This is a genomic window from Streptomyces sp. URMC 124, from assembly GCF_051386455.1.
Taxonomy (GTDB): Bacteria; Actinomycetota; Actinomycetes; order Streptomycetales; family Streptomycetaceae; genus Streptomyces.
Genome location: NZ_JBPQTS010000002.1, coordinates 39,508 through 60,813, shown reverse-complemented (window position 1 = coordinate 60,813; position 21,306 = coordinate 39,508). Strand labels below are relative to the sequence as shown.

The 21,306-nt window shown below is 70.9% G+C and carries 21 protein-coding genes; 9 read left to right on the top strand and 12 right to left on the bottom strand.

Features of this window, described 5'->3' with window-relative positions:
• Nucleotides 1–101: 101 nt before the first annotated feature.
• The 6 genes from mreD to folC all read right to left on the bottom strand — a co-directional run bounded on the left by mreD (nucleotide 102) and on the right by folC (nucleotide 5,713).
• The gene (gene mreD, locus ACSNOG_RS00840; protein WP_436750526.1) at nucleotides 102–749 is read right to left on the bottom strand and encodes a rod shape-determining protein MreD; all 648 of its coding nucleotides are present in this window, start codon (nucleotides 747–749) and stop codon (nucleotides 102–104) included.
• Between the two features lie 2 nt (nucleotides 750–751).
• A complete protein-coding gene (gene mreC / locus ACSNOG_RS00835; protein ID WP_436750525.1) occupies nucleotides 752–1,684 on the bottom strand; it encodes a rod shape-determining protein MreC in 933 nt (310 codons plus the stop codon).
• A gap of 307 nt (nucleotides 1,685–1,991) precedes the next feature.
• On the bottom strand, nucleotides 1,992–3,011 hold the full coding sequence (locus ACSNOG_RS00830) for a rod shape-determining protein (RefSeq protein WP_004950903.1): 1,020 nt from the start codon (nucleotides 3,009–3,011) through the stop codon (nucleotides 1,992–1,994).
• Between the two features lie 287 nt (nucleotides 3,012–3,298).
• Nucleotides 3,299–3,712 carry a nucleoside-diphosphate kinase gene (gene ndk / locus ACSNOG_RS00825; RefSeq protein WP_179080876.1) on the bottom strand — a complete coding sequence of 138 codons (414 nt, stop codon included), beginning with the start codon at nucleotides 3,710–3,712 and terminating at the stop codon, nucleotides 3,299–3,301.
• An 88-nt stretch (nucleotides 3,713–3,800) separates the two neighbouring features.
• On the bottom strand, nucleotides 3,801–4,145 hold the full coding sequence (locus tag ACSNOG_RS00820) for a DUF4233 domain-containing protein (RefSeq protein ID WP_436750524.1): 345 nt from the start codon (nucleotides 4,143–4,145) through the stop codon (nucleotides 3,801–3,803).
• Nucleotides 4,146–4,147: 2 nt separating this feature from the next.
• Nucleotides 4,148–5,713 (bottom strand): bifunctional tetrahydrofolate synthase/dihydrofolate synthase, encoded by a 1,566-nt coding sequence (gene folC / locus ACSNOG_RS00815; RefSeq protein WP_436750523.1) that lies wholly within the window; start codon nucleotides 5,711–5,713, stop codon nucleotides 4,148–4,150.
• Between the two features lie 143 nt (nucleotides 5,714–5,856).
• Here folC and ACSNOG_RS00810 point away from each other — a divergent pair, with 143 nt between their 5' ends.
• The 5 genes from ACSNOG_RS00810 (at nucleotide 5,857) to ACSNOG_RS00790 (ending at nucleotide 11,828) form a co-directional block, all read left to right on the top strand.
• On the top strand, nucleotides 5,857–6,927 hold the full coding sequence (locus ACSNOG_RS00810) for an ATP-binding protein (protein ID WP_436750522.1): 1,071 nt from the start codon (nucleotides 5,857–5,859) through the stop codon (nucleotides 6,925–6,927).
• A complete protein-coding gene (locus tag ACSNOG_RS00805) occupies nucleotides 6,924–7,652 on the top strand; it encodes a response regulator transcription factor (protein WP_436750521.1) in 729 nt (242 codons plus the stop codon). Before ACSNOG_RS00810 ends, ACSNOG_RS00805 begins: the two co-directional genes overlap by 4 nt.
• Nucleotides 7,653–7,773: 121 nt before the next feature.
• A complete protein-coding gene (wecB, locus tag ACSNOG_RS00800) occupies nucleotides 7,774–8,904 on the top strand; it encodes a non-hydrolyzing UDP-N-acetylglucosamine 2-epimerase (protein ID WP_436750520.1) in 1,131 nt (376 codons plus the stop codon).
• A gap of 181 nt (nucleotides 8,905–9,085) precedes the next feature.
• The gene (locus ACSNOG_RS00795; RefSeq protein WP_436750519.1) at nucleotides 9,086–10,450 is read left to right on the top strand and encodes a glycosyltransferase; all 1,365 of its coding nucleotides are present in this window, start codon (nucleotides 9,086–9,088) and stop codon (nucleotides 10,448–10,450) included.
• 205 nt (nucleotides 10,451–10,655) lie between these two features.
• Nucleotides 10,656–11,828, top strand: a complete 1,173-nt coding sequence (locus ACSNOG_RS00790) for a hypothetical protein (RefSeq protein WP_436750518.1) — start codon at nucleotides 10,656–10,658, stop codon at nucleotides 11,826–11,828.
• Nucleotides 11,829–12,025: 197 nt separating this feature from the next.
• Here ACSNOG_RS00790 and ACSNOG_RS00785 read toward each other — a convergent pair whose 3' ends face one another.
• Nucleotides 12,026–14,659, bottom strand: coding sequence for a valine--tRNA ligase (locus ACSNOG_RS00785; protein ID WP_436750517.1), 2,634 nt, complete (start codon nucleotides 14,657–14,659; stop codon nucleotides 12,026–12,028).
• 143 nt (nucleotides 14,660–14,802) lie between these two features.
• Here ACSNOG_RS00785 and ACSNOG_RS00780 point away from each other — a divergent pair, with 143 nt between their 5' ends.
• From ACSNOG_RS00780 to ACSNOG_RS00770, 3 genes are all read left to right on the top strand, one after another.
• Entirely contained in the window at nucleotides 14,803–15,555 is a 753-nt protein-coding gene (locus ACSNOG_RS00780) for a hypothetical protein (protein ID WP_436750516.1), read from the top strand.
• Between the two features lie 67 nt (nucleotides 15,556–15,622).
• Nucleotides 15,623–16,336 carry a hypothetical protein gene (locus ACSNOG_RS00775; protein WP_436750515.1) on the top strand — a complete coding sequence of 238 codons (714 nt, stop codon included), beginning with the start codon at nucleotides 15,623–15,625 and terminating at the stop codon, nucleotides 16,334–16,336.
• Between the two features lie 249 nt (nucleotides 16,337–16,585).
• On the top strand, nucleotides 16,586–17,239 hold the full coding sequence (locus ACSNOG_RS00770; protein ID WP_436750514.1) for a hypothetical protein: 654 nt from the start codon (nucleotides 16,586–16,588) through the stop codon (nucleotides 17,237–17,239).
• 51 nt (nucleotides 17,240–17,290) lie between these two features.
• Here the strand turns inward: ACSNOG_RS00770 and ACSNOG_RS00765 are convergent, their stop codons facing one another.
• A complete protein-coding gene (locus tag ACSNOG_RS00765) occupies nucleotides 17,291–17,719 on the bottom strand; it encodes a hypothetical protein (RefSeq protein ID WP_436750513.1) in 429 nt (142 codons plus the stop codon).
• Between the two features lie 154 nt (nucleotides 17,720–17,873).
• Here ACSNOG_RS00765 and ACSNOG_RS00760 point away from each other — a divergent pair, with 154 nt between their 5' ends.
• Nucleotides 17,874–18,107: a GntR family transcriptional regulator gene (locus ACSNOG_RS00760; protein WP_436750512.1), complete on the top strand. Its 234-nt coding sequence runs from the start codon at nucleotides 17,874–17,876 to the stop codon at nucleotides 18,105–18,107.
• A 289-nt stretch (nucleotides 18,108–18,396) separates the two neighbouring features.
• Here ACSNOG_RS00760 and ACSNOG_RS00755 read toward each other — a convergent pair whose 3' ends face one another.
• The 4 genes from ACSNOG_RS00755 to clpX all read right to left on the bottom strand — a co-directional run bounded on the left by ACSNOG_RS00755 (nucleotide 18,397) and on the right by clpX (nucleotide 21,166).
• On the bottom strand, nucleotides 18,397–18,816 hold the full coding sequence (locus ACSNOG_RS00755; protein WP_436750511.1) for a hypothetical protein: 420 nt from the start codon (nucleotides 18,814–18,816) through the stop codon (nucleotides 18,397–18,399).
• A gap of 129 nt (nucleotides 18,817–18,945) precedes the next feature.
• On the bottom strand, nucleotides 18,946–19,347 hold the full coding sequence (locus ACSNOG_RS00750) for an ACT domain-containing protein (RefSeq protein WP_436750510.1): 402 nt from the start codon (nucleotides 19,345–19,347) through the stop codon (nucleotides 18,946–18,948).
• 73 nt (nucleotides 19,348–19,420) lie between these two features.
• The gene (locus ACSNOG_RS00745) at nucleotides 19,421–19,684 is read right to left on the bottom strand and encodes a hypothetical protein (RefSeq protein ID WP_436750509.1); all 264 of its coding nucleotides are present in this window, start codon (nucleotides 19,682–19,684) and stop codon (nucleotides 19,421–19,423) included.
• 192 nt (nucleotides 19,685–19,876) lie between these two features.
• Nucleotides 19,877–21,166 carry an ATP-dependent Clp protease ATP-binding subunit ClpX gene (gene clpX, locus ACSNOG_RS00740; RefSeq protein ID WP_030366476.1) on the bottom strand — a complete coding sequence of 430 codons (1,290 nt, stop codon included), beginning with the start codon at nucleotides 21,164–21,166 and terminating at the stop codon, nucleotides 19,877–19,879.
• Nucleotides 21,167–21,306 lie beyond the last annotated feature (140 nt).

The window sequence follows — 21,306 nt, the reverse complement described above, 5'->3', positions numbered from 1 at the left end:
CAGGGCCTGAACGGCCTGGGAGGTGCCCCCATCGCCGCCCGCGCGGCGCAGAGGTGCGGGCATCACGCTCAAGTGCGGCCCGGTGGCCGCGCATGCGACGCTCACAGGCGCTTGACCCCCTTCAGGCGGCTCGGCCGGCGCAGGCCCGAACGCAGGCCGGTGCGCTGGCCTCCGACGCGGCCCGTGCGCGAGCCGCCCATCGTGCGGGAGCCGCCCATCGTGCTGGGGCCGTCGGCCGACAGCGGGTCGGGCTGCACGCGCCTGGCCATGGCCATGACCAGCGGTACGACGAACGGCGCCAGCAGCAGGTCGTAGAGCGCCGCGGTGAAGACGAGGCTGGTGAGGCCGACGTTACGGGCGGCGGTATCGCCCACGAGGGAGCCGACGCCCGCGTAGAGCAGGGTGGATCCCACGGCCGAGGCGACGACGACGAGCATCGGCACGGTGGCCGAGCGCAGCTTGCCGGTCTCGGGCCGGGCGAGGCCCACGAGATAGCCGATGACGCACAGGACCAGGGCGTAGCGCCCGGTGGCGTGGTCGGCGGGCGGGGCGATGTCGGCCAGCAGGCCGGCGCCGAAGCCGATGAGCGCGCCGTTGGTGTGCCCGTGGACGAGGGCGAGCCCGACGACGACCAGGAGCAGGGGATCGGGCACGGCTCCCGGCAGGTGGAGCCGTGCCAGGACGGTCACCTGCACGACGAGGGCGACCACCACGAGCGCGGTCGAGAGCAGGATCCGGTTGAGGCGCATCGTCAGTCCTCGGGTTTGGCGCTCGCTGAGGGCGTGACCGTGACGGTCACGGTGGGCGTGGGCTTGGGCGCTTCCGGTCTGGGCGGGAGCACCGTGTCGCGGGGGTCCGTCCGCGGGGGTTCGACGACGACGCCGACGATGTCGAGCTTGCTGTAGCCGACGAAGGGGCGGACCTGGAGGGTGCGGGTGAGGCTGCCGCCGGCGGGTTCGACGCGGGTGACCTCGCCGACGGGGACGCCGGGGACGAACGGCTTGTCCTTGCTGGAGCCGAAGGTGACCAGGCGGTCGCCGGGGCGGACGGCCGCCTTGCCGTTGAGCAGTTCGACCCGCAGGACGCCGGCGCCCTGGCCGTTGGCGAAACCGAGCTCGCCGCTCTTCTCCATGCGGGTGCCGACGGTGAACTTGGGGTCGTTGGCGAGCAGGACGGTCGCGGTGTCGCGGGCGACGGTGGTGACGCGGCCGACGAGGCCGTCGCCGTTGAGGACGGTCATGTCGCGCTTGATGCCGTCGCGGCTGCCGGCGTCGATGGTGACGGTCCAGGAGAAGCCCTGGGCCGCGCCTATGGCGATGACCTGGGCGCCCTTGATGCCGTACTGACCGCGGCCGGCGGTCTTGAGCATGGCGTCGAGCTCGGCGGCCCGGCCGCGGTTGCGGTCGTCGCTGCCGAGGCGCTGCTTGAGGCCGGTGTTCTCGCGCTCCAGGGCGCTGATGCGGTTGTGCCGCTCGTCGGAGTCACGCACGGCCGCCACGGCGTTGCCGACGGGGTCGACCGCGGAGGCGACGCCCTTCTCGACGGGGCCGAAGACGGAGGCCGCCACGTGCCGGACGCCGTCGAGCGGGGACCGCTCACCGCCACGGATGTCGACCGTGATCAGTGCGAAGGCGATGGCGACCAGCAGCACCAGCAGCAGCCGGCTCTCTCGTGTGTCCCTCACGTGCGGCGGCGTGCCCTTCTCGTAGGACCGGCGGGCTGCGGGGCCGGCCGGTCATCCGGAGCGTTGTGCCTGTATACCAGGTTGTTTCCCGGCAACGGTGGTACGCCGGGTGCCTTTGACGCCACCCCCTGCCAAGGGGGCACGGCACGTCCCCCGGCAGGTGGAACGCACCGGGCGCGGCGCCCCGGACGGTGCGTCGGACGACACCCGGGGCGACGTGCGCGGGACGCCCCGTGGCGAGGCCCGCTGCGGCGCTCGCCGGCCCGCCGGCCGCGCTCCCGGCGCACCCGCCCGCGGGGCGGGCGCGTCAGCGGCGCGGCTGGGCGTCCAGGACCTGCTGGAGGGCTTCGAACTCCTCGACGCACTTGCCGGAACCCAGCGCGACGGAGTCCAGCGGGTCCTCGGCGATGTGGATCGGCATGCCGGTCTCGCGGCGCAGCCGCTCGTCGAGGCCGCGCAGGAGAGCGCCGCCGCCCGTGAGAACGATGCCGCGGTCCATCACGTCACCCGAGAGCTCGGGCGGGCACTTGTCGAGGGTGGTCTTGACCGCGTCGACGATGGAGTTGACGGGCTCCTCGATGGCCTTGCGGACCTCGGCGGCCGAGATGACGACGGTCTTCGGCAGCCCGCTGACCAGGTCCCGGCCGCGGATCTCGGTGTGCTCGTCCTGCTCGAGGTCGTAGGCCGAACCGATGGTGATCTTGATCTGCTCGGCGGTGCGCTCACCGAGGAGGAGGCTGTACTCCTTCTTGATGTGCTGGATGATCGCGTTGTCGAGCTCGTCGCCCGCGACGCGGATGGACTGCGCCGTGACGATGCCGCCGAGGGAGATGACCGCGACCTCGGTGGTGCCGCCGCCGATGTCCACGACCATGTTGCCGGTGGCCTCGTGGACGGGCAGGCCGGAGCCGATCGCCGCGGCCATGGGCTCCTCGATGATGTGCACCTGGCGGGCACCGGCCTGGGTGGAGGCCTCGATGACGGCGCGCCGCTCGACGCCGGTGATGCCGGAGGGCACACAGACCACGACGCGGGGCCGGGCCATCCAGCGCCGCTTGTGGATCTTGAGGATGAAGTAGCGGAGCATGCGCTCGGTGATCTCGAAGTCGGCGATCACGCCGTCCTTCAGCGGCCGGACCGCGACGATGTTGCCCGGGGTGCGGCCGATCATCTTCTTCGCCTCGGCGCCCACCGCGAGGATGCCGCCGGTGTTGGTGTTGATGGCGACGACGGACGGCTCGTTGAGGACGATTCCGCGGCCTCTGACGTACACCAGCGTGTTGGCGGTCCCGAGGTCGACAGCCATGTCACGGCCGATGAACGACATGTTGTTCCCCATGAGGATACGTCTGGCCTTCCCAGCTGGAGCGAGTGCTTACTTGAGGTCGGCAGGGTGTGCGGTGCGCCGCGGGCGCGGAAGCTCTCATCGTAGTCTCGACCGGTCGAACGCGGTGCGAGGGTTCCTCCGCCATTGTCGGCGGAAGTCGAGCTCCCCCCAGTAATGGTGACGTCGTGTCGGAGTGAGAGGTTCCCTCGTTCGCCGCGCATATGCCAGGGGCGACCGAAATAAAATCGGTCGCCCCTGATCGGAAAGGCTCCGGGCCTGAAGAGCTATCAGGCGAGGCCGGGAAAGAAAATCTTGATTTCCCGCTGGGCCGAGTCCTCGGAGTCCGAGGCGTGGATGAGGTTCTCGCGCGTGATGGTGCCGAAGTCACCACGGATGGATCCCGGGGCGGCCGAAATCGGGTCCGTCGGGCCGGCCAGGGCGCGCACGCCCTCGATGACGCGCTCGCCCTCGACGACCATGGCGACGACGGGCCCGGAGGACATGAAGCCCATCAGCGGCTCGTAGAACTCCCGGCCCTCGTGCTCGGCGTAGTGCTGGGCGAGGGTGGCACGGTCGAGGGTGCGCAGCTCCAGCGCGCTGATCGTCCATCCGGCCTTGCGCTCGATGCGGGCGATGACCTCGCCGACCAGCTTGCGCCGGACGCAGTCGGGCTTGAGAAGGACGAGGGTGCGCTGGCTCATACTGCGGCTCCTTGCGGGCGATCGAGTCTGGTGGCCCAGAGGGTACAGGGGCGCGGCGCAGGACCGGCACCGGGCACCGGGGACCGGGCTATGCGGCGTCGGCCGCCTGCGCGGCGAAGCGGGCCTTGGCCTCGTCGATCTTGCGGCCGAAGTGGACCGAAGCCCACCACAGGCCGCCGAAGACCACCCCGAGGATGAACATCATCGGGACGATGAAACCGCTCAGGACCAGGCCGATCTGGAGCAGCCAGCCCAGCTGGACGCCGCCGGGCCGGGCGAGCATGCCGCACAGCAGCACGCTGAGCACCATCGCCGTGGCGCTGACAGCCCACACCGTGCCCGCCGACAGGTCGGAGGTCTGCATGGCGACCAGGCCGGCGAACCCGATGACGAAGAATTCACCGATCAGAGTGCTGGCGCACAGCATTCGCATGATCAGCCCTTTCCGAGGAGCAGCCGGGCCTCGCCGACCGTGATCACCGAGCCGGTCACGAGGACGCCCGCGCCGGAGAACTCCGCCTCCTCCTCCGCGAGGGTGATCGCGGCCTCGAGGGCGTCGTCCAGACGCGGCTCGACCTGCACGCGCTCGGCGCCGAAGACCTCGACGGCGACGGCCGCGAGCTCGTCGGGGTCCATGGAGCGCGGGGTGGAGTTACGGGTGACGACGACCTCGGCGAAGACCGGCTCGAAGGCCTCCAGCAGGCCGCGGACGTCCTTGTCGGCGCTGGCGCCGACGACGCCGATGAGACGGCTGAAACCGAACGCCTCGGTGACGGCCTCGGCCGTGACCTGCGCGCCGGCCGGGTTGTGCGCGGCGTCCAGCACGACGGTGGGGCTGCGGCGCACGACCTCCAGCCGGCCCGGGGAGGTGACCTGGGCGAAGGCGCGGCGGACGGTGTCGATGTCGAGCGTGCGGGCGTGCTGCGAGCCGATCCCGAAGAACGCCTCGACGGCGGCCAGGGCGACCGCGGCGTTGTGCGCCTGGTGGGCGCCGTACAGCGGCAGGAAGACCTCGGGGTACTCGCCGCCGAGGCCGCGCAGCGTCAGCAGCTGGCCGCCGACGGCGACCTCGCGGGAGACGACGCCGAACTCCATGCCTTCGCGGGCGACGGTGGCGTCGACCTCGACCGAGCGCTTGAGGAGCACCTGGGCCGCGTCCACCGGCTGCTGGGCGAGGACGACCGTGGCGTCCTGCTTGACGATGCCGCCCTTCTCGCCCGCGATGTCGCCGGGCGTCGAACCCAGGCGGTCGGTGTGGTCCAGGGAGATGGGGGTGACGACGGCGACGGAGGCGTCGATGACGTTGGTGGCGTCCCAGGTGCCGCCCATGCCGACCTCGACGACGGCCACGTCGACCGGGGCGTCGGCGAAGGCCGCGTAGGCCATGGCCGTCATGACCTCGAAGAAGGACAGGCGGTAGTCCTCGCGGTCGTCGACCATCTCGACGTACGGCTTGATGTCCCGGTACGTCTCGATGAAGCGCTCGGCGGAGATCGGGGCGCCGTCGAGGCTGATGCGCTCGGTGATGGACTGGACGTGGGGGCTGGTGTAGCGCCCGGTGCGCAGGTCGAAGGCGCTCAGCAGCGACTCGATCATGCGGGCGGTGCTGGTCTTGCCGTTGGTGCCCGTGATGTGGATCGAGGGATAGGCGCGCTGCGGGTGGCCCAGGATGTCCATCAGGGCCTCGATGCGCACCAGCGACGGGTCGAGCTTGGTCTCGCCCCAGCGGCCGGCCAGCTCGGTCTCGACCTCGCGCAGCGCCCGGTCGGTCTCGGGGTCCTCGGGGCGGGCGGGGATGTCGCCCTGCGGCGGCCCGGCCTGGGTGCGCAGGGTCCGGCTGCCGGCCTCGATGACGGCGAGGTCGGGGGTCGGGGTCTCCCCTGCTCGAGCGGAGTCGAGAGCTTGGGGAAGTTCGGTCTCGGCATCGACAATGCCCTCGAAACGGTCATTGTCGTCGGGGCCGGTGCTGCCGTTGTCGTCGTTCAGGGGGCGCTCGCTCACGCGGACCAGTCTACGGACGGGGTACGACAGCGCGGGCGGCAGGCCCGGCGGCCTTGTCCTACGGTTTTCCCGGAAGACCCCTTTTTTCTGCTTTTTCCGTTTCCTTGAAAAGCCCCTCACGTACGGGAGCCGGGTGGTGCCGGGTGGCGAGCGAGGACGAGGACCGGTGGCGGACGCTGCTGGACGCGCTGCTGGAGGCGCTGCCCGCGGGCGCCGCCGTGCAGGGCCCGGACGACCGGGTGATCGCGGCCAACCGGAGGTTCACCCGCATGTCCGGCGCCGGGGCCCCGGCCGGCGAGATCCCGCCCCGCCACCACGTCCACCGGACGGCCGAGCTCCCCCTCCCCGACGGCCGCACCGTCCGCCGCGTGATCGAGCCGCTCCGCCACGAAGGCGCCTACCTGGGCGCCCTGTGGACGTACGAGGACGTCACCGAGCGCAAGCGGCGCGAGCGGGACCTGGAGCGCGACAACGTGGCGCTCACCGAGCTGGCCCGGCAGCGCAACGCCTTCACGGCCGCCGCCTCCCACGAGCTGCGCACGCCCCTCACCTCCGTGATCAGCTTCTGCGAGCTGCTCACCGACCCGTCCTTCGGCACCCTCACCGACGAGCAGTCCTCCTTCCTCGACGCCATCCGGCGCAACGCCGACCGCATGCAGCGGGTGATCGCCGACCTGCTGCTGACCACCCGGATGCGGGCCACCGCCGGCCTGGAGCTGGAATTCGGCGACGTGGAGGTGGACCGGATGCTGCAGGACGCCGTCCTCGACCGGATGAGCACGACACAGGAGGCGGGATTGTTCACCGTTGTGGAGTGCGCCCCCGGGCCCGTCCTGCGCGGCGACCGGCACCGGTTGCAGAACGTCCTGGCCAATCTCCTGGAGAATGCCGCGAAATACACTCCCGCGGGTGGCCGGATCTCGGTCACGGCGGCGCCGCGCGGCGAGTTCTGGGAGATCGAAGTCGCGGATACCGGAATCGGCGTCCCGGAGGAATTCCGCGAGGAGATCTTCAATGGTTTCGTACGGGCCCCGAACGCACGTACGGGTGGTTATCCCGGCACCGGTCTCGGACTCGCCATCAGCCGCGCGATCGTCCGGCTGCACGACGGCACGATCACCGTCGGCGAGGCGGCGGACGGCGGCGCGGCCTTCCTGATCCGGCTGCCCGTGGCGGGCCCGGGCGAGCCCCCGCACGAGGAGGCCGCCCCGTGACCCGCGTGCTCGTCGTCGAGGACGACCCCGACCTCGCCCTGGCCCTGCGCACCCTGCTCACCCGCGCGGGCTACGAGGTCGCCCACGCCGACAACGGCCGCGAGGGGCTGCGGCTGCTGTTCGCCGAGCGCCCCGCCCTCATGCTCCTCGACATCGGCCTGCCGCAGCTCGACGGCTGGGAGGTGCTGGAGCGCACCCGCGACCTCAGCGACCTGCCCGTCCTGCTGCTCACCGCCCGCGGCGCCGAGACCGACCGGGTCCGCGGCCTGCGCGCCGGCGCCGACGACTACCTGCCCAAGCCCTTCGGCAACGACGAGCTGCTCGCCCGCGTCGAGGCGCTGCTGCGCCGCACCGCCCCCACCCGCTGGGCCGGCGACTCCTTCGACGACGGGCTGCGGCTCGTGCCCGAGCGGCGCTCGGCGGTCTGGCAGGGCCACGAGGCCCGGCTCAGCGACATCGAGTACCGGCTGCTGCAGGTGCTCGTCCGCAACCGCGGCCGGGTGATCACCACCGACCAGCTGCTCGACCGCGTCTGGGACGACCCGCAGGGGACCGGGCGCGAACGCGTGAAGTTCGCCGTCCTGCGACTGCGGCGCAAGCTGCGGCAGGCCGCCGGCGACGAGGCCGCGGACCCACTGGAGGCCGTACGGGGCCTGGGCTACCGCTACCGGGCCGACGGCGGGGACGAAGGGCCCGCCGACGAGGAGGACGAAAGTCCCTTCTAGGGGTTTCCGCCCCTGTTCAGGCGATTCGCAACCGTCCGGCAACCGAAGACACCCCAGGGGTGCAACCGAGCACCCGGAGGCTCGTGAGCTGTCACCGCCCGCCAGCTCCAGGAGTCCCCTCGTGCAGTCCCTGCCCGCCCGCAGCGTCGCCGTCGTCCTCGGTACCCGCCCCGAGCTGGTCAAGCTCACCGACCTCGTACGCCTCCTGGGCCCCGCCGCCCACCTGGTGCACACCGGTCAGCACTACGACGAGGAACTGTCCGGCCGCTTCCTGACCGAGCTGGGCCTGCCCGAGCCGACGTTCCTGACGGGGGTCGGCGGGCAGCCGCGGGCCGTCCAGATCTCCGCCGCCCTCGCCCAGCTGGACGACCTCTTCACCGCCGAGCCGCCGCTCGCCGTCGTCGTCCAGGGCGACACCAACGCGGCCCTCGCCGGCGCGCTCGCCGCGAACGCCCGCGGCATCCCGCTGCTGCACGTCGAGGCCGGCCTGCGCAGCCACGACCGCAACATGCCCGAGGAGCACAACCGCGTCCTCATCGACAGCATCGCCGACGTGCTGTGCGCGGCCACCGAGGACAACCGCGCCAACCTGCTCGCCGAAGGCGTCGAGGACGCCCGCATCGCGGTGACCGGCAACACGGTCGTCGAGGCCGTCCACGGCCAGCTGCCGCCGGCCGCCGAGCGCGCGGCCCTGCTGGAGCGGCACGGCCTGAGCGCCGACTCGTACGTCCTGGCCACGATCCACCGCCCCGAGAACACCGACTCCCCCGAGGCGCTGCGGGCCATCTTCACCGAGCTCGCCGCGCTCGTGACCGACGGCCGGCCCGTCGTGCTGCCGCTGCACCCGCGCACCCGCGCCCGCGTCGAGGCCGCCGGCCTGGAGCACCTGCTGGCGGGCCTGACCGTCACCCGCCCGCTCGGCTACGGCGAGTTCCTCGCCCTGGCCCGGCACGCGGCGCTGCTCGTCTCCGACTCCGGCGGCATCCAGGAGGAGTGCACGGTCCTCGGCCGCCCGCTGGTGGTCGTACGCCGCTCCACGGAGCGGCCGGAAGCGATGGCGGACTTCGCGGACCTCGTCGCGCCGGGCGGCGCCATCGGCGAGGCCGCGGTGCGCCGCCTCGCGGAGGGCCCGGAGGGCCTGGCCCGCCTGGCGTCCCTGCCGAGCCCGTTCGGGGACGGGCTCGCATCGGAGCGGATCGTGACGCTGCTCGCGCGGATCGGCGCCCGGCAGGAACTGGTCACCGCCGCGTAACCGCGGGCCGGCTCGGCACCGCCGGACAGCGCCGTACCGAGTGCTCGCCGCCGCGGCGGAAGGACTGTGCAGCGCTGCTGCACCCCTTCCCCGCAGCAACGGCGGCCGGCCCCCACCGGCGTGACCAGCGGTACCGAGCCCACCGAAAGCCACTCCCCCTCTGAACCCCCGCGGAGCATCCGTGTTCTCCAGCCCCTTCCTCCTCGCCTTCCCCTTCTTCCTCCTCGCCTGCTTCCTCCTGTACTGGGCCGGCGCCCGCCACGCCTACCTCCGCCGCCCCGAGGCGGAGAACGGCGACGCCGACGCCTTCGACTGGCACTTCTTCGTCCCGTGCCGGGACGAAGAGGCCGTCGTCGGCACCACGGTGGAACGCCTGCGCACCGACCACCCGCGCGCGCACGTGTGGGTCATCGACGACGACAGCGACGACCGCACCGGCGCCATCGTCGCCGAGCGCGCCGAGACCGACCGCCGCGTGCACCTGGTCAGCCGGGTGCGCCCCCACGCCCGCCAGGGCAAGGGCGCGGCCCTGAACTCCGCCTACGACGAGCTGAACCAGTTCCTGTCCAAGGACACCGACCGCGAGCGCGTCGTCGTCTGCGTCATCGACGCCGACGGCCAGCTCGACCCGCACGCGCTGGAGCGCGTCAGCGGCCCCGCCGGCTTCGGCGACCCGGAGACCGGCGGCGTGCAGGTCAGCGTGCACATGCGCAACGCCGACGACCCGCGCCCGCTGCCGGACCGCGGCCGCCTCCGCAACGCCTTCGCCCGCCTCCTCGTGCGCATGCAGGACATGGAGTTCTCCGTCTCCAACGCCGGCATGCAGCTGCTGCGCGGCCGCACCGGCTCCGTGGGCCTGGGCGGCAACGGCCAGTTCACCCGGCTCGCCGCCCTGGACCGCATCGCCGCCGCCGAGCGCCGCCCCTGGCAGCGCGGCGCGCTCCTGGAGGACTACGAACTGGGCCTGCACATGATCCTCGGCGGCGACCGGATATCCCACATAGCCGACACCTGGGTCTCCCAGGAGGGCCTCCCGCACGCCCGCCGGTTCCTCACCCAGCGCACCCGCTGGGCCCAGGGCAACCTGCAGTGCGTCCGCTACGCGCCGCGCATCGTCTCCTCGCGCCACTACGGCGGCAAGGGCGTCCTGGAGACGCTGTACACCTTCCTGCAGCCGGTCGCCCACCTGGTGACCCTGGCCCTGTGTGCCGTCATGTTCGCCCTGCTGGGCCTGACCGCCGCCGAGGACGGCGTCGGCGAGGCGTTCGGCGGCATGCTCGCGCTGTGGCCGCTGGTCCTGGGCCTGGCCGTCGTCTCGGTGATGCCGTTCGTCCTGTGGGGCCCGGTCTACCGCCGCGACCGCGCGAGCGACCGCTCGCTGCTGTCCGCCCTGCTGTGGGGGCTGGCACTGTGGCTGTACGCGTACCACCTCTTCCCGGCGTCCGCGCGCGGCTTCGTGCGCATGCTGCGCGGCCGCAACGGCTGGGCGAAGACGCGCCGCAACGCCGAGGTGGTCACCTCGGGCCCGATCGCGATCGAGAGCTGATCGAGAACCGATCGTGAGGTGACCGGGAGCTGACGGCACGCCACCCCGCCCCAAACCATGAAGTGGGCCACATTCGCGGCCCACGAGGCAACCAACGCCCCCGTTCCGTCATCTGACCCCCGGTGACACATGTCCGGAGCAGGTCCGGGCAGCGGAACGGGAGCGTTGTGCGGTGCGGGTACGGGTACCGGAAATCAGCACACGGATGCACTTGCTGCTGCTCACGGCGTGGACAGTGCTGTGGTTCGCCCTGGTGGAGCCCAACGGCGGCTTCTCCTGGCACTACCTGCGCACCGGCGGCGAGCTGATCTACCAGGGGGCGTCGGGCGACGGCACCGGCGGGCTCAACCTCTACGCCCACCACCCCGAGCTGCAGATGGGCCCCATCAGCTTCCTGGTGGCGGGCCTGTTCAACCCCTTCTCCGAGCACGCCGGACAGTTCCTGGCGGCGGCCTTCATGTCCGTGCTCGGCCTGGTCATCGTGGTGCTCGCGGGCCGCAGCGCCGCCATCCACTTCCTGGGCACCGGCACCAACCACCAGCGCCTGCGGCAGCGCGTCCTCATCGCGGGCGCGGCGTTCATCCCCATGTGGATCGAGGTGTCGGTCCGCTTCGGACACCTGGACGACGTGCTCGCGCTGTTCTTCACCGCGCTGGCCGTCTGGTTCCTGACCCGGTGCAACCCGGCCGCCGTCGGCATCTGCCTGGCCCTGGCCATGGACTCGAAGCCGACGGCACTGGCCTTCGTCCCGCTGATCCTCGCCCTCCCGCGCGACCGCTGGCTGCGCGCGGCCCTCTGGTGCGCGGCCCTGCTGGCCGTCGCCTGGCTGCCGTTCTTCGTCGCGGCCCCGGACTCCTTCGCCGCCGCGAAGTTCACCATCCCCAACAACCCGGCCTCCGCGCTGCGCTGGCTGGGCGGCAACACCCCCGTGACCCCCGACTGGGCCCGCCCCGCCCAGGCCGCCCTCGGCCTCACCCTGGGCGCGATCGCCGTGTGGCGCGGGCGCTGGGCCGGAGTCGTGCTGCTGGGCGCGAACGCCCGTATCCTCCTCGACCCCAGCGTCTACACGTACTACACGGCCTCCGTGCTGCTCGGCACCCTGCTGTGGGACGTGTGCGGCCAGCGCCGCCTCGTGCCGTGGTGGAGCTGGATCGCCCTGATCGTGCTCTACGGAAGCGTCTTCGTCATACCCGACGAGTCGGCCAAGGGCTTCATCCGCCTGAGCTTCGTCGCGATCTCGACGGCGTACGTCCTGTTCTGGCCCCAGCACCGCCGCAAACGCCGCCGCGCCTCGGCCGAGGACGACGAGGGCCTGGTGGAGGGCCCATGGGGCCCCATGTGGGACCCGAACCGAACAAGACCGTGGGCAGCACGCTGAGCGCTCGGCTGTAGGCACACGCCCTGTAAGGGGCGCGGGGCAGCATCAATCTGCGGCTCCGCCGCGTGGGCGCGCCCTGTAAGGGGCGCGGGGAACTGCGCGACAAGCCCCCACCGACGGGCACTCGACATCGGACAGCAAAACGGCCCCCGTACCCATGGATACGGGGGCCGTTTTCAAAACCCGGCGGCGCCGGCTCAGCCCTTGGGCAGACCCGCCAGCTGCAAGCTGATCCGCTCGATATCCGCCTCGGCCGTCTCCAGCCGCTTACGGATCTTCTCCACGGCGGCTTCCGCCGCCTTGGCCAGGAACGCCTCGTTGCCGAGCTTGGCCGTGGACTGCGCCTTGTCCTTCTCGGCCGCGGCCAGCGCCTTGGTCAGACGCTTGCGCTCGGCCTCGACGTCGATCGTGCCGGACAGGTCCAGGGCGACGGTCGCCCCCGCGACCGGCAGCGACGCGGTGGCGGCGAAGCCCTCGCCGGCCGGCTGCAGACGCAGCAGCGACCGCATCGCGTCCTCGTGGGCCGCGAGCGCCGTACCCGCCAGGTCCAGCTGGGCCGGGACCTTCTGGCCGGGCTGCAGGCCCTGGTCGGAGCGGAAGCGGCGGACCTCGGTGACGACCTGCTGGACCGTCGCGATCTCCTGCTCGGCGGCCGCGTCACGGAAGCCACTGTCCTTGGGCCAGTCGGCGATGACGACGGACTCGCGACCCGTGAGCGTGGTCCACAGCGTCTCGGTGACGAAGGGCACGACCGGGTGCAGGAGCTTGAGGGTGACGTCGAGGACCTCGCCCAGGACGCGGGCCGAGACCTCGGCCTCGGGGCCGCCCTTCTGGAAGGTGGTCTTGGACAGCTCGACGTACCAGTCGAAGACCTCGTCCCACGCGAAGTGGAACAGCGCGTCGGAGAGCTTCGCGAACTGGTAGTCGTCGTAGAGGGCGTCCACCTCGGCGACGACGGCGTTCAGGCGCGAGAGGATCCAGCGGTCGGTGGCCGACATCCGCTCGGCGGGCGGCAGGTCGCCCTCCACCGTGGCGCCGTTCATCATCGCGAAGCGCGTCGCGTTCCAGATCTTGTTCGCGAAGTTGCGCGAGCCCTGGACCCAGTCCTCGCCGATCGGCACGTCGACGCCGGGGTTGGCGCCGCGGGCGAGGGTGAAGCGGACGGCGTCGGAGCCGTACTTGTCCATCCAGTCGAGCGGGTTGACCGCGTTGCCGAAGGACTTCGACATCTTCTTGCCGAACTGGTCGCGGACCATGCCGTGCAGGGCGATGGTGTGGAACGGCGGGGTGCCGTCCATCGCGTACAGGCCGAACATCATCATCCGGACGACCCAGAAGAAGAGGATGTCGTAGCCGGTGACGAGGACCGAGTTCGGGTAGAACTTCTCGACGCTCTCGGTCTTCTCCGGCCAGCCGAGGGTGGAGAAGGGCCACAGGCCCGAGGAGAACCAGGTGTCGAGGACGTCGGTCTCCTGGTGCCAGCCCTCGCCGCTCGGCGGCTGCTCGTCCGGGCCGACGCAGACCATCTCGCCGTCCGGGCCGTACCAGACCGGGATGCGGTGGCCCCACCACAGCTGGCGCGAGATGCACCAGTCGTGGAGGTTGTCGACCCACTCGAAGTAGCGCTTCGACATCTCCTCGGGGTGGATCTTGACCTTGCCGTCGCGGACGGTGTCGGCCGCGGCCTTGGCCAGCGGCGCGGTCTTCACCCACCACTGCATGGACTGACGCGGCTCCAGCGTCGTCTTGCAGCGCGAGCAGTGGCCGACGGAGTGGGTGTACGGGCGCTTCTCGGCGACGATCCGGCCCTCGGCGCGCAGGGCGCCGACGATCGCGGAACGGGCCTCGAAGCGGTCCAGGCCGAGGAAGGGCCCGTGGACGGTGATGACGCCGTGCTCGTCGAGGACGGTGAGCGAGGGCAGGTCGTGGCGGCGCCCGATCTCGAAGTCGTTCGGGTCGTGGGCCGGGGTGACCTTGACGGCACCCGTGCCGAACTCGGGGTCGACGTGCTCGTCGGCGACGACCGGGATGCGGCGGCCGGTCAGCGGCAGCTCGATCTCGGTGCCGACGAGGTGCTTGTAGCGCTCGTCCTCGGGGTGGACGGCCACGGCGGTGTCGCCGAGCATCGTCTCGGCGCGGGTCGTGGCCACGACGATGGAGGCGTCACCCTCGCCGTAGCGGATGGAGACGAGCTCGCCGTCGTCGTCCTGGTACTCCACCTCGATGTCGGAGATGGCGGTCAGACAGCGCGGGCACCAGTTGATGATGCGCTCGGCGCGGTAGATCAGCTCGTCGTCGTAGAGCTTCTTGAAGATCGTCTGGACGGCCTTGGACAGCCCCTCGTCCATGGTGAAGCGCTCGCGGGACCAGGCCACGCCGTCACCCAGACGGCGCATCTGCCCGGAGATCTGCCCGCCGGACTCGGCCTTCCACTGCCACACGCGCTCGACGAAGGCCTCGCGGCCGAGGTCGTGGCGGGACTTGCCCTCCTTGGCCAGCTCGCGCTCGACCACGTTCTGCGTGGCGATGCCGGCGTGGTCCATGCCGGGCTGCCACAGGACCTCGAAGCCCTGCATGCGCTTGCGGCGGGTGAGGGCGTCGATCAGCGTGTGCTCGAAGGCGTGGCCCAGGTGGAGGGAGCCGGTGACGTTCGGCGGCGGGATGACGATCGTGTAGGGCTCCTTCTCGCTCTTGGCATCCGCCTCGAAGTAGCCCCGCTCTACCCAGCGCTCGTACAGCGGCCCCTCTACGTCGGCCGGCGCGTACTGGGTCGGCAGGTCAGGGGTGCGGTCGGCGTGCCCGCTGTCGGGGCGCTGAGTGTTGTCGGTCACGGGGTGAATTCTACGGGGGCGTACGCGGGGGTTTCGAATCGATTGCCGCGGGATCGGCAAGGATGACGCCCACGCAACGAGAGAAGCGGCGGCAGAACGATGAGCAAGCGGTGAGCGAGCGGTGAGGAAGCAGTGAGTAAGCAGTGAGCAACCAGCAGGCCGGCCTGTACGAGCCGCTCCCCGTCGCCCCCAGGTCCTACGCGCAGCCGGGCGGCCCGAGCGGCTACGGCGCGGCCGTCTGGCCACCGCCGGTCCCGGACCGGCAGCGGGCCGGTGCCGGGAAGGTGATGGCCGCGGTGGCCATCAGCTCACTCGTCCTGGTGTGCACACTTCTGGGCGGTTTTCTGCTCCTCACGGGCGGCGGCAGCAAGGCGGACGGCGGCACGCGCTACCGCCTGGCGGCGCCGGACCACGTGGGAGCCTTCCGCAAGGATGCCCCCGTGGACCGCGCCTTCCGCGCGGACCACCTGGAGCGGCTGCGGCAACTGGGGGTACGGGACGCGGGGAGCGTCACGGCGGGCTATTCCGCACGGGAGGGGATGCTGATGTACAGCGGCCTGTGGGGAGAGGTGCAGGACCCCGAGCGCGCGGTCGACGGCTTGTTCGCGGCGATGGCGGAGAGCGCGCGGGAGCAGCGCGACGCCCGGCAGGACATCGAGGGCACCCCGGAACGGGTGAGCCGCCGGGCGCCGGGCGACGCGGTGACGAAGTGCCAGCCGGTGCGCTTCACTCCGGCGGAGGGCGGGGACGGGGCGGGCCTGACCCTCACGTACTGCGTATGGGCGGACCACAGCACGGTGGGCGTCGTGGGAGCGGCCCTGGGCGAACGGACGGGCGTCCCGGAGGCCGCGAAGGTGACGGGGCAACTGCGAGAGGCAGCGCGGACCCCGCAGTAAGGGCTGAATAAACGACAAGAAAGGATGTACCCGACTTCTATCGACAAAGAGACGCGGGGGACATCCGATGCACGATCCGATGCACGGCACGACGAGCCACAACCAGCCGCGAGGCAGAGGCAAAGCGATCGGCATCGGCGCGGGGGTCCTGGCCGTGCTGGGCGCCCTCGTGGGCGGCGGCCTGTACATGGTCAGCGGCAACGACGACACGGCGGGGACGTACACGATCGAGCTGCCGAAGACCCTGGCGGACGGCGAGTACAAGCAGCTCCCCGGCAAGAAGGAGAAGAGGGATCCCGACGCCGAGGACCGCGCCGAGATGAAGAAGCTGGGCGTCGGGGACGATGCCGACGGCGACAACGCCGCCTACCGGAACGACAAGAAGCAGGGTCTCCAGGTCATCGGCATGTACGGCAGGATCCCCGAGCCGGCGAAGGCCGTAGACAAGATGATCAAGGAGATGGGCAAGGCCGACGAGGACGACGCCAAGCAGCCGCCGGGCGATGAGCTCAAGCGCGGGGAGTACAAGGACTACCGCCCGAGCGGCTTCGACGGGGCGGTCCTGAAGTGCAAGCAGGACATGATGTCGTTCAGCACGGGCGGGGCGAGGATCTCCATGACCACGAGCCAGTGCATATGGGGCGACAAGGGCGCGGTCGGGGTCGTCGTCAGCCACTCCATGGGCGGCAGTGACGACTCCCGGCAGTCGGACGGCCTGCCCGCGGAGAAACTGGCCGAGCTCACGACCAAGATCCGCAACGAGGTCCGCAAGCCGAAGTAGCCGCGCGGAGCACAACTGTTCCGAAACCGTTGCCGCTCTGCGGTAAGGAGCACCTAAGAGATCCGGAAGGATAGCGGGACTGTCACACGAGTCCCCCCACGGATCGAGAGAGACGCATGAGCTACAACCAGCCGGGCCCGTACGGGCAGCAGCCGCCCCAGCAGCCGGGTCCCTACGCCCAGGGCGCGCCCGCCGGCCCCGCCCCAGAGCGGCGGCAAGGGCAAGGCGATCGGCATCACGATCGGCGCGGTGGCGGTCGTGGGCGCGCTCATCGCGGGCGCGATGTACTTCATGGGCGGCGACGGCGACGTGAAGCCGTACACGATCGTCCTGCCGGACAAGCTGCTGGACGGCAAGTACACGAAGGGCAGTGCGAGCGCGCCCGGCGCGAAGCAGACGGACACGCAGGACCTGAGCGACGACAAGAAGGCCAAGGAGCTCGGCATCTCCAACGGCACCGCAGTCTCGGGCACTTACACCAACGCCGAGAAGCAGCGCCTGTCGGTGACCGGTGCGTACGGTGAGCTCTCCGACCCGGCCAAGACGGTCGACGCGATGATCGCGAAGATCGAAGAGAGCCAGAAGCAGACCTCCTCGGGCGCGCAGGGGATCAAGCTCGAAACGGTCACTCCCTGGACGGAGTTCTCGCCGAGCGGCTTCGATGGTGCGGTCATGAAGTGCGCGACGAAGAAGTCGTCGTACACCTACGGGACCATGACGGGTTCCAGCGAGACCAGCCAGTGCCTCTGGGGGGACTCCAGCGCCATGGGTGCCGTCCGGATCACGAGCTCGAAGAGCAACAGCCCTTACGGAGGCGAGACGTCCACCGGGCAGCCGGTCTCCGCCAAGGACCTGTCCGAGCTGACCGTCAAGGTCCGCAACGAGGTCCGCAAGGAGAAGTAGCAGCGAACGGTGACGGCCGCCGCGGGGCAGGCGGCCGTCACCGCGTCCGGCCTACTTCCCCCACCGGCTCGCCGTGTTGGCGGCCTGCACCTTCGCACTGAGCAGCTCGGCCTCGGTGACGGGCCGGACCACGTCGGGGTCCGCTTCCCACTCCTTACCACCGGCGAGCCCGCGCAGCAGGAGCTGCGGCCCGCCGTTGCGCATGACCTGCCCCACGGCGCCGTCGCGGGTGTCCAGGACGAACGTGCCGATGCCGGGCAGGGGTTGCTGATGGTCCCGGGCAGCGCAGGTGCACGCGCCCAGCGGGGAACGGGGCCTCAGGTCGATGCCGTGGGCGGTGGCCCAGACGTAGACCCGGCAGGAGGAATCCTGCGAGGGGCGGAGTCCGGGTTCGGCGACGCGGGGCTTCGGTACGGGCCGTGCCTCGGGGGCGGAAATCCGCCGTACCCGGCGGACCCAGCGGCGGATAAAGTCACGCATGTCGACGCTCCTGACGTAAGCGTTGGCCACGCCCCGGGACCGTTGCCGCGGTCGCCGGGGTCTTCACGTGCAAGACCTTAGTGTAGCCATGCTATAGCACGCCGCAATATGGAATATCTCGACTAGGACGCCATGGTGTGCGTAGCGTGATCAAGTGATCGAATTCGCTCCCGACATCCCGCGCTGGCGCCAGGTGGCCGAGGTGATCCGGCAACGCATCAAGGACGGCACGTACGTGCCTCGATCACGCGTACCTTCCGTCGTCCAGCTCACGGAAGAGTTCGGCATCGCCAGCGTGACGGCCCAGAAGGTGCACCGCGCACTCCGCGCAGAGGGCCTCATCTACACGGAACCGGGCATGGGCTCCTTCGTCACTCCGCAGCCGTAGGCAAGCGTCCGTCGGCGTCGGGTGCGGGTTAGAACAGGCTCCGCAGGCAACCCGGGGCACTTATCCGCCGCCCCATGCCAGACGCCGGTTGCTAACCGCCCCCACATGCCTCCCGCAGCCGGACGAGCAACCACAACGGCGGCGAGCCGAGCGAAGCGCCCACGACGGGCCCAGCCACATCGCGGCAGCAGCCAGGTCCCCGCCGGCCACGGCCCATGCGCAAGGTCTCCTCACGCGCCCGCATCCGCGACGGCAGGAGTACGGCGGCCAACACCCCACTCAGCCCCGCTCAGCTCATCTCAGTCCCGCTGATGTAGTACACCTCCACGGTCGCCGTGCCGTGCAGGAACTGCTCGACCAGGGCGCCGGTGCGGTCGCCGCGGTCCCAGGCGGTCTTGGCCTTCGGGCTCAGTTCGCGGAGGCCGAGGCCCGGGCTCGCTGGGCGGATGAGCAGGCCGGCCCAGCCGGCGCTGCGCAGGTACTTCTCCAGCGTCGGGCCGGTGCTGACCTTCGACTCCAGGTAGCGGTGGGGCGGCAGGCCGTCGCGGTTGCCGATCGACTGGCCGGACAGGGCCCTGGAGAGCACGGCACGCGAGGCCGTGTTCCAGCCGACGTTGCCGTGCTGGAGGGCGGACCAGGTGGCGCCCTTGCTCGTCGCGATGGTCAGATCGCTGTTGCTGATGCTCTTGAGGATGAAGTGGCCGGCCATGTCCTTCTCCTGAAGGGTCGCGGGCCCGCGGGCTCGTGGTCTCGTGGTCTCGTGGTCTCGTGGTCCGAACCCCCGTATGCTCGCCCACTTCACGGCATCCGCCCAGAGCCCCAATCGGCCACCGGCGGGCTACTCCCCCGCCCCCTCCGCCAGCGCCTCCAGCGTGCCCACCGCCTCCTCCGCCCGCTCGTACGGGACGAAGAGGTGATCGTGGTGGAAGCCCGCCACGACGTTGCAGCTCAGGCCGGCCTGGGCCAGGGCCTGGGAGACGGCTGCCGTCAGGCCCACCGCCTCCAGTGCGGAGTGGACCCGCAGCGTGATCCAGCCCGCGACGTAGTCGTACGCCAGCCCGGCGGCGTCGGCCTCCTCCTGCCGTACGACCAGGGTGAGCCCCTCGGGCTCCCGCACGGTGACCACGGGCGCGAGGCCCCTCGGCGCCTCCCCCTCCACCGTCGCGTACACGTACCGCCCGGCATTCAGCTCGGGCCGCATACCGCTCAGCAGCTTCGTGAGGTCGCGTTCTCCAGCCATGCCGCCCACCCTATGCACGGGCACGCGAAAGGGCGCCCGGCACTCGTCCGGACGCCCTCCTCCACGCTACCGCTCAGCCTTCCTCGGCGAAGAGCTCCTCGGTGGACGAGACGGTGAAGGCGCGGTCCGCCCAGTTCCGCACGGTGTCCAGGTCCGTGCACTCGCCGATGCGCTCCCGGTCCCCGCCGGACACGGGGACTCCCCGGTGCTCCAGCACGCGCAGCACCATCTCCGCCTTACCCCTGGCCTCACCCTCGGCCTTGCCCCTGGCCTCGCCTTTGAGGAGCGTCTCCTCGATGAGCGTGCCCCGGCCCGGGAAGTACGTACGGATGGTCATCAGATTCCTCCAGGTCTCCCTGGCCGGGGTTTCCCCGGGCCGACTCCAGACAGTTCCCAGGGCACGCACGGCGCGTACGGCCGGAGCGGCGGGACCGCTCCCCGGCCCCGGAACCAGCGGGTGCGGAGAGAGTGCTTGCAGGAAAGGGCGCCCGGCACAGTGTGCCGGGCGCCCTCGAAGTTGCGTTCGCGCTTACGCGCTCTTCTCGTGTCGTTCGTCCTTGCCCACGATGCGCGGCTCGCGCGGCACCAGGGTCGGGTTCACGTTCGAGTGGACGACGTCCGCGGTGATGACGACCCGTGCGACGTCCTTCCTCGACGGGACCTCGTACATCACCGACATGAGGACTTCCTCCATGATGGCGCGCAGGCCGCGCGCGCCCGTGCCGCGGAGGATGGCCTGGTCCGCGATGGCCTCCAGGGCCGGGCGGTCGAACTCCAGCTCGACGCCGTCGAGTTCGAACAGGCGCTGGTACTGCTTCACCAGGGCGTTACGCGGCTCGACCAGGATCTGGAGGAGGGCCTCGCGGTCCAGGTTGTGGACGGAGGTGATGACCGGAAGGCGGCCGATGAACTCCGGGATCATGCCGAACTTGACCAGGTCCTCCGGCATGACCTCCTGGAACTGGTCGCTGGCCTCGATCTCGCGCTTGGAGCGGATCGTGGCGCCGAAGCCGATGCCCTTGGCGCCGGCCCGGGACTCGATGATCTTCTCCAGGCCGGAGAAGGCGCCGCCCACGATGAACAGCACGTTCGTCGTGTCGATCTGGATGAATTCCTGGTGCGGGTGCTTGCGGCCGCCCTGCGGGGGAACGGACGCGGTGGTGCCTTCCAGGATCTTCAGCAGGGCCTGCTGGACACCCTCGCCCGAGACGTCCCGTGTGATCGACGGATTTTCGCTCTTACGGGCGACCTTGTCGATCTCATCGATGTAGATGATGCCGGTCTCGGCCTTCTTGACGTCGTAGTCGGCGGCCTGGATCAGCTTCAGCAGGATGTTCTCGACGTCCTCGCCGACATAGCCGGCCTCCGTCAGGGCCGTCGCGTCGGCGATGGCGAAGGGGACGTTCAGCATGCGGGCCAGGGTCTGGGCCAGCAGCGTCTTGCCGGAGCCCGTGGGGCCCAGCAGCAGGATGTTGGACTTGGCGAGCTCGATGCCGTCGTCGCGGTTGTGCGCGCCGGTCTCACCGGCCTGCACGCGCTTGTAGTGGTTGTAGACGGCGACAGAGAGGGCCTTTTTCGCGGCTTCCTGGCCCACGACATAGCCTTCGAGGAACTCGTAGATTTCGCGGGGCTTGGGGAGTTCCTCCCAGCGCACCTCGCTCGTCTCCGCGAGCTCTTCCTCGATGATCTCGTTGCAGAGGTCGATGCACTCGTCGCAGATGTACACACCAGGACCCGCGATGAGCTTCTTCACCTGCTTCTGGCTCTTGCCGCAGAACGAGCACTTGAGCAGATCGCCGCCGTCACCGATGCGTGCCACGAGGTGCTTCCCCTTCGCCTGGGATCCGCCTTGCACTGCGAACCCGGGTGCTTGCCTATCGACGGTACCTTGCCGGGCCCCCCGAGCGGGCCCCCCTTGGCCTTACTCGGTCGGCTCAAGGGGGATACCAGCGGCACGGC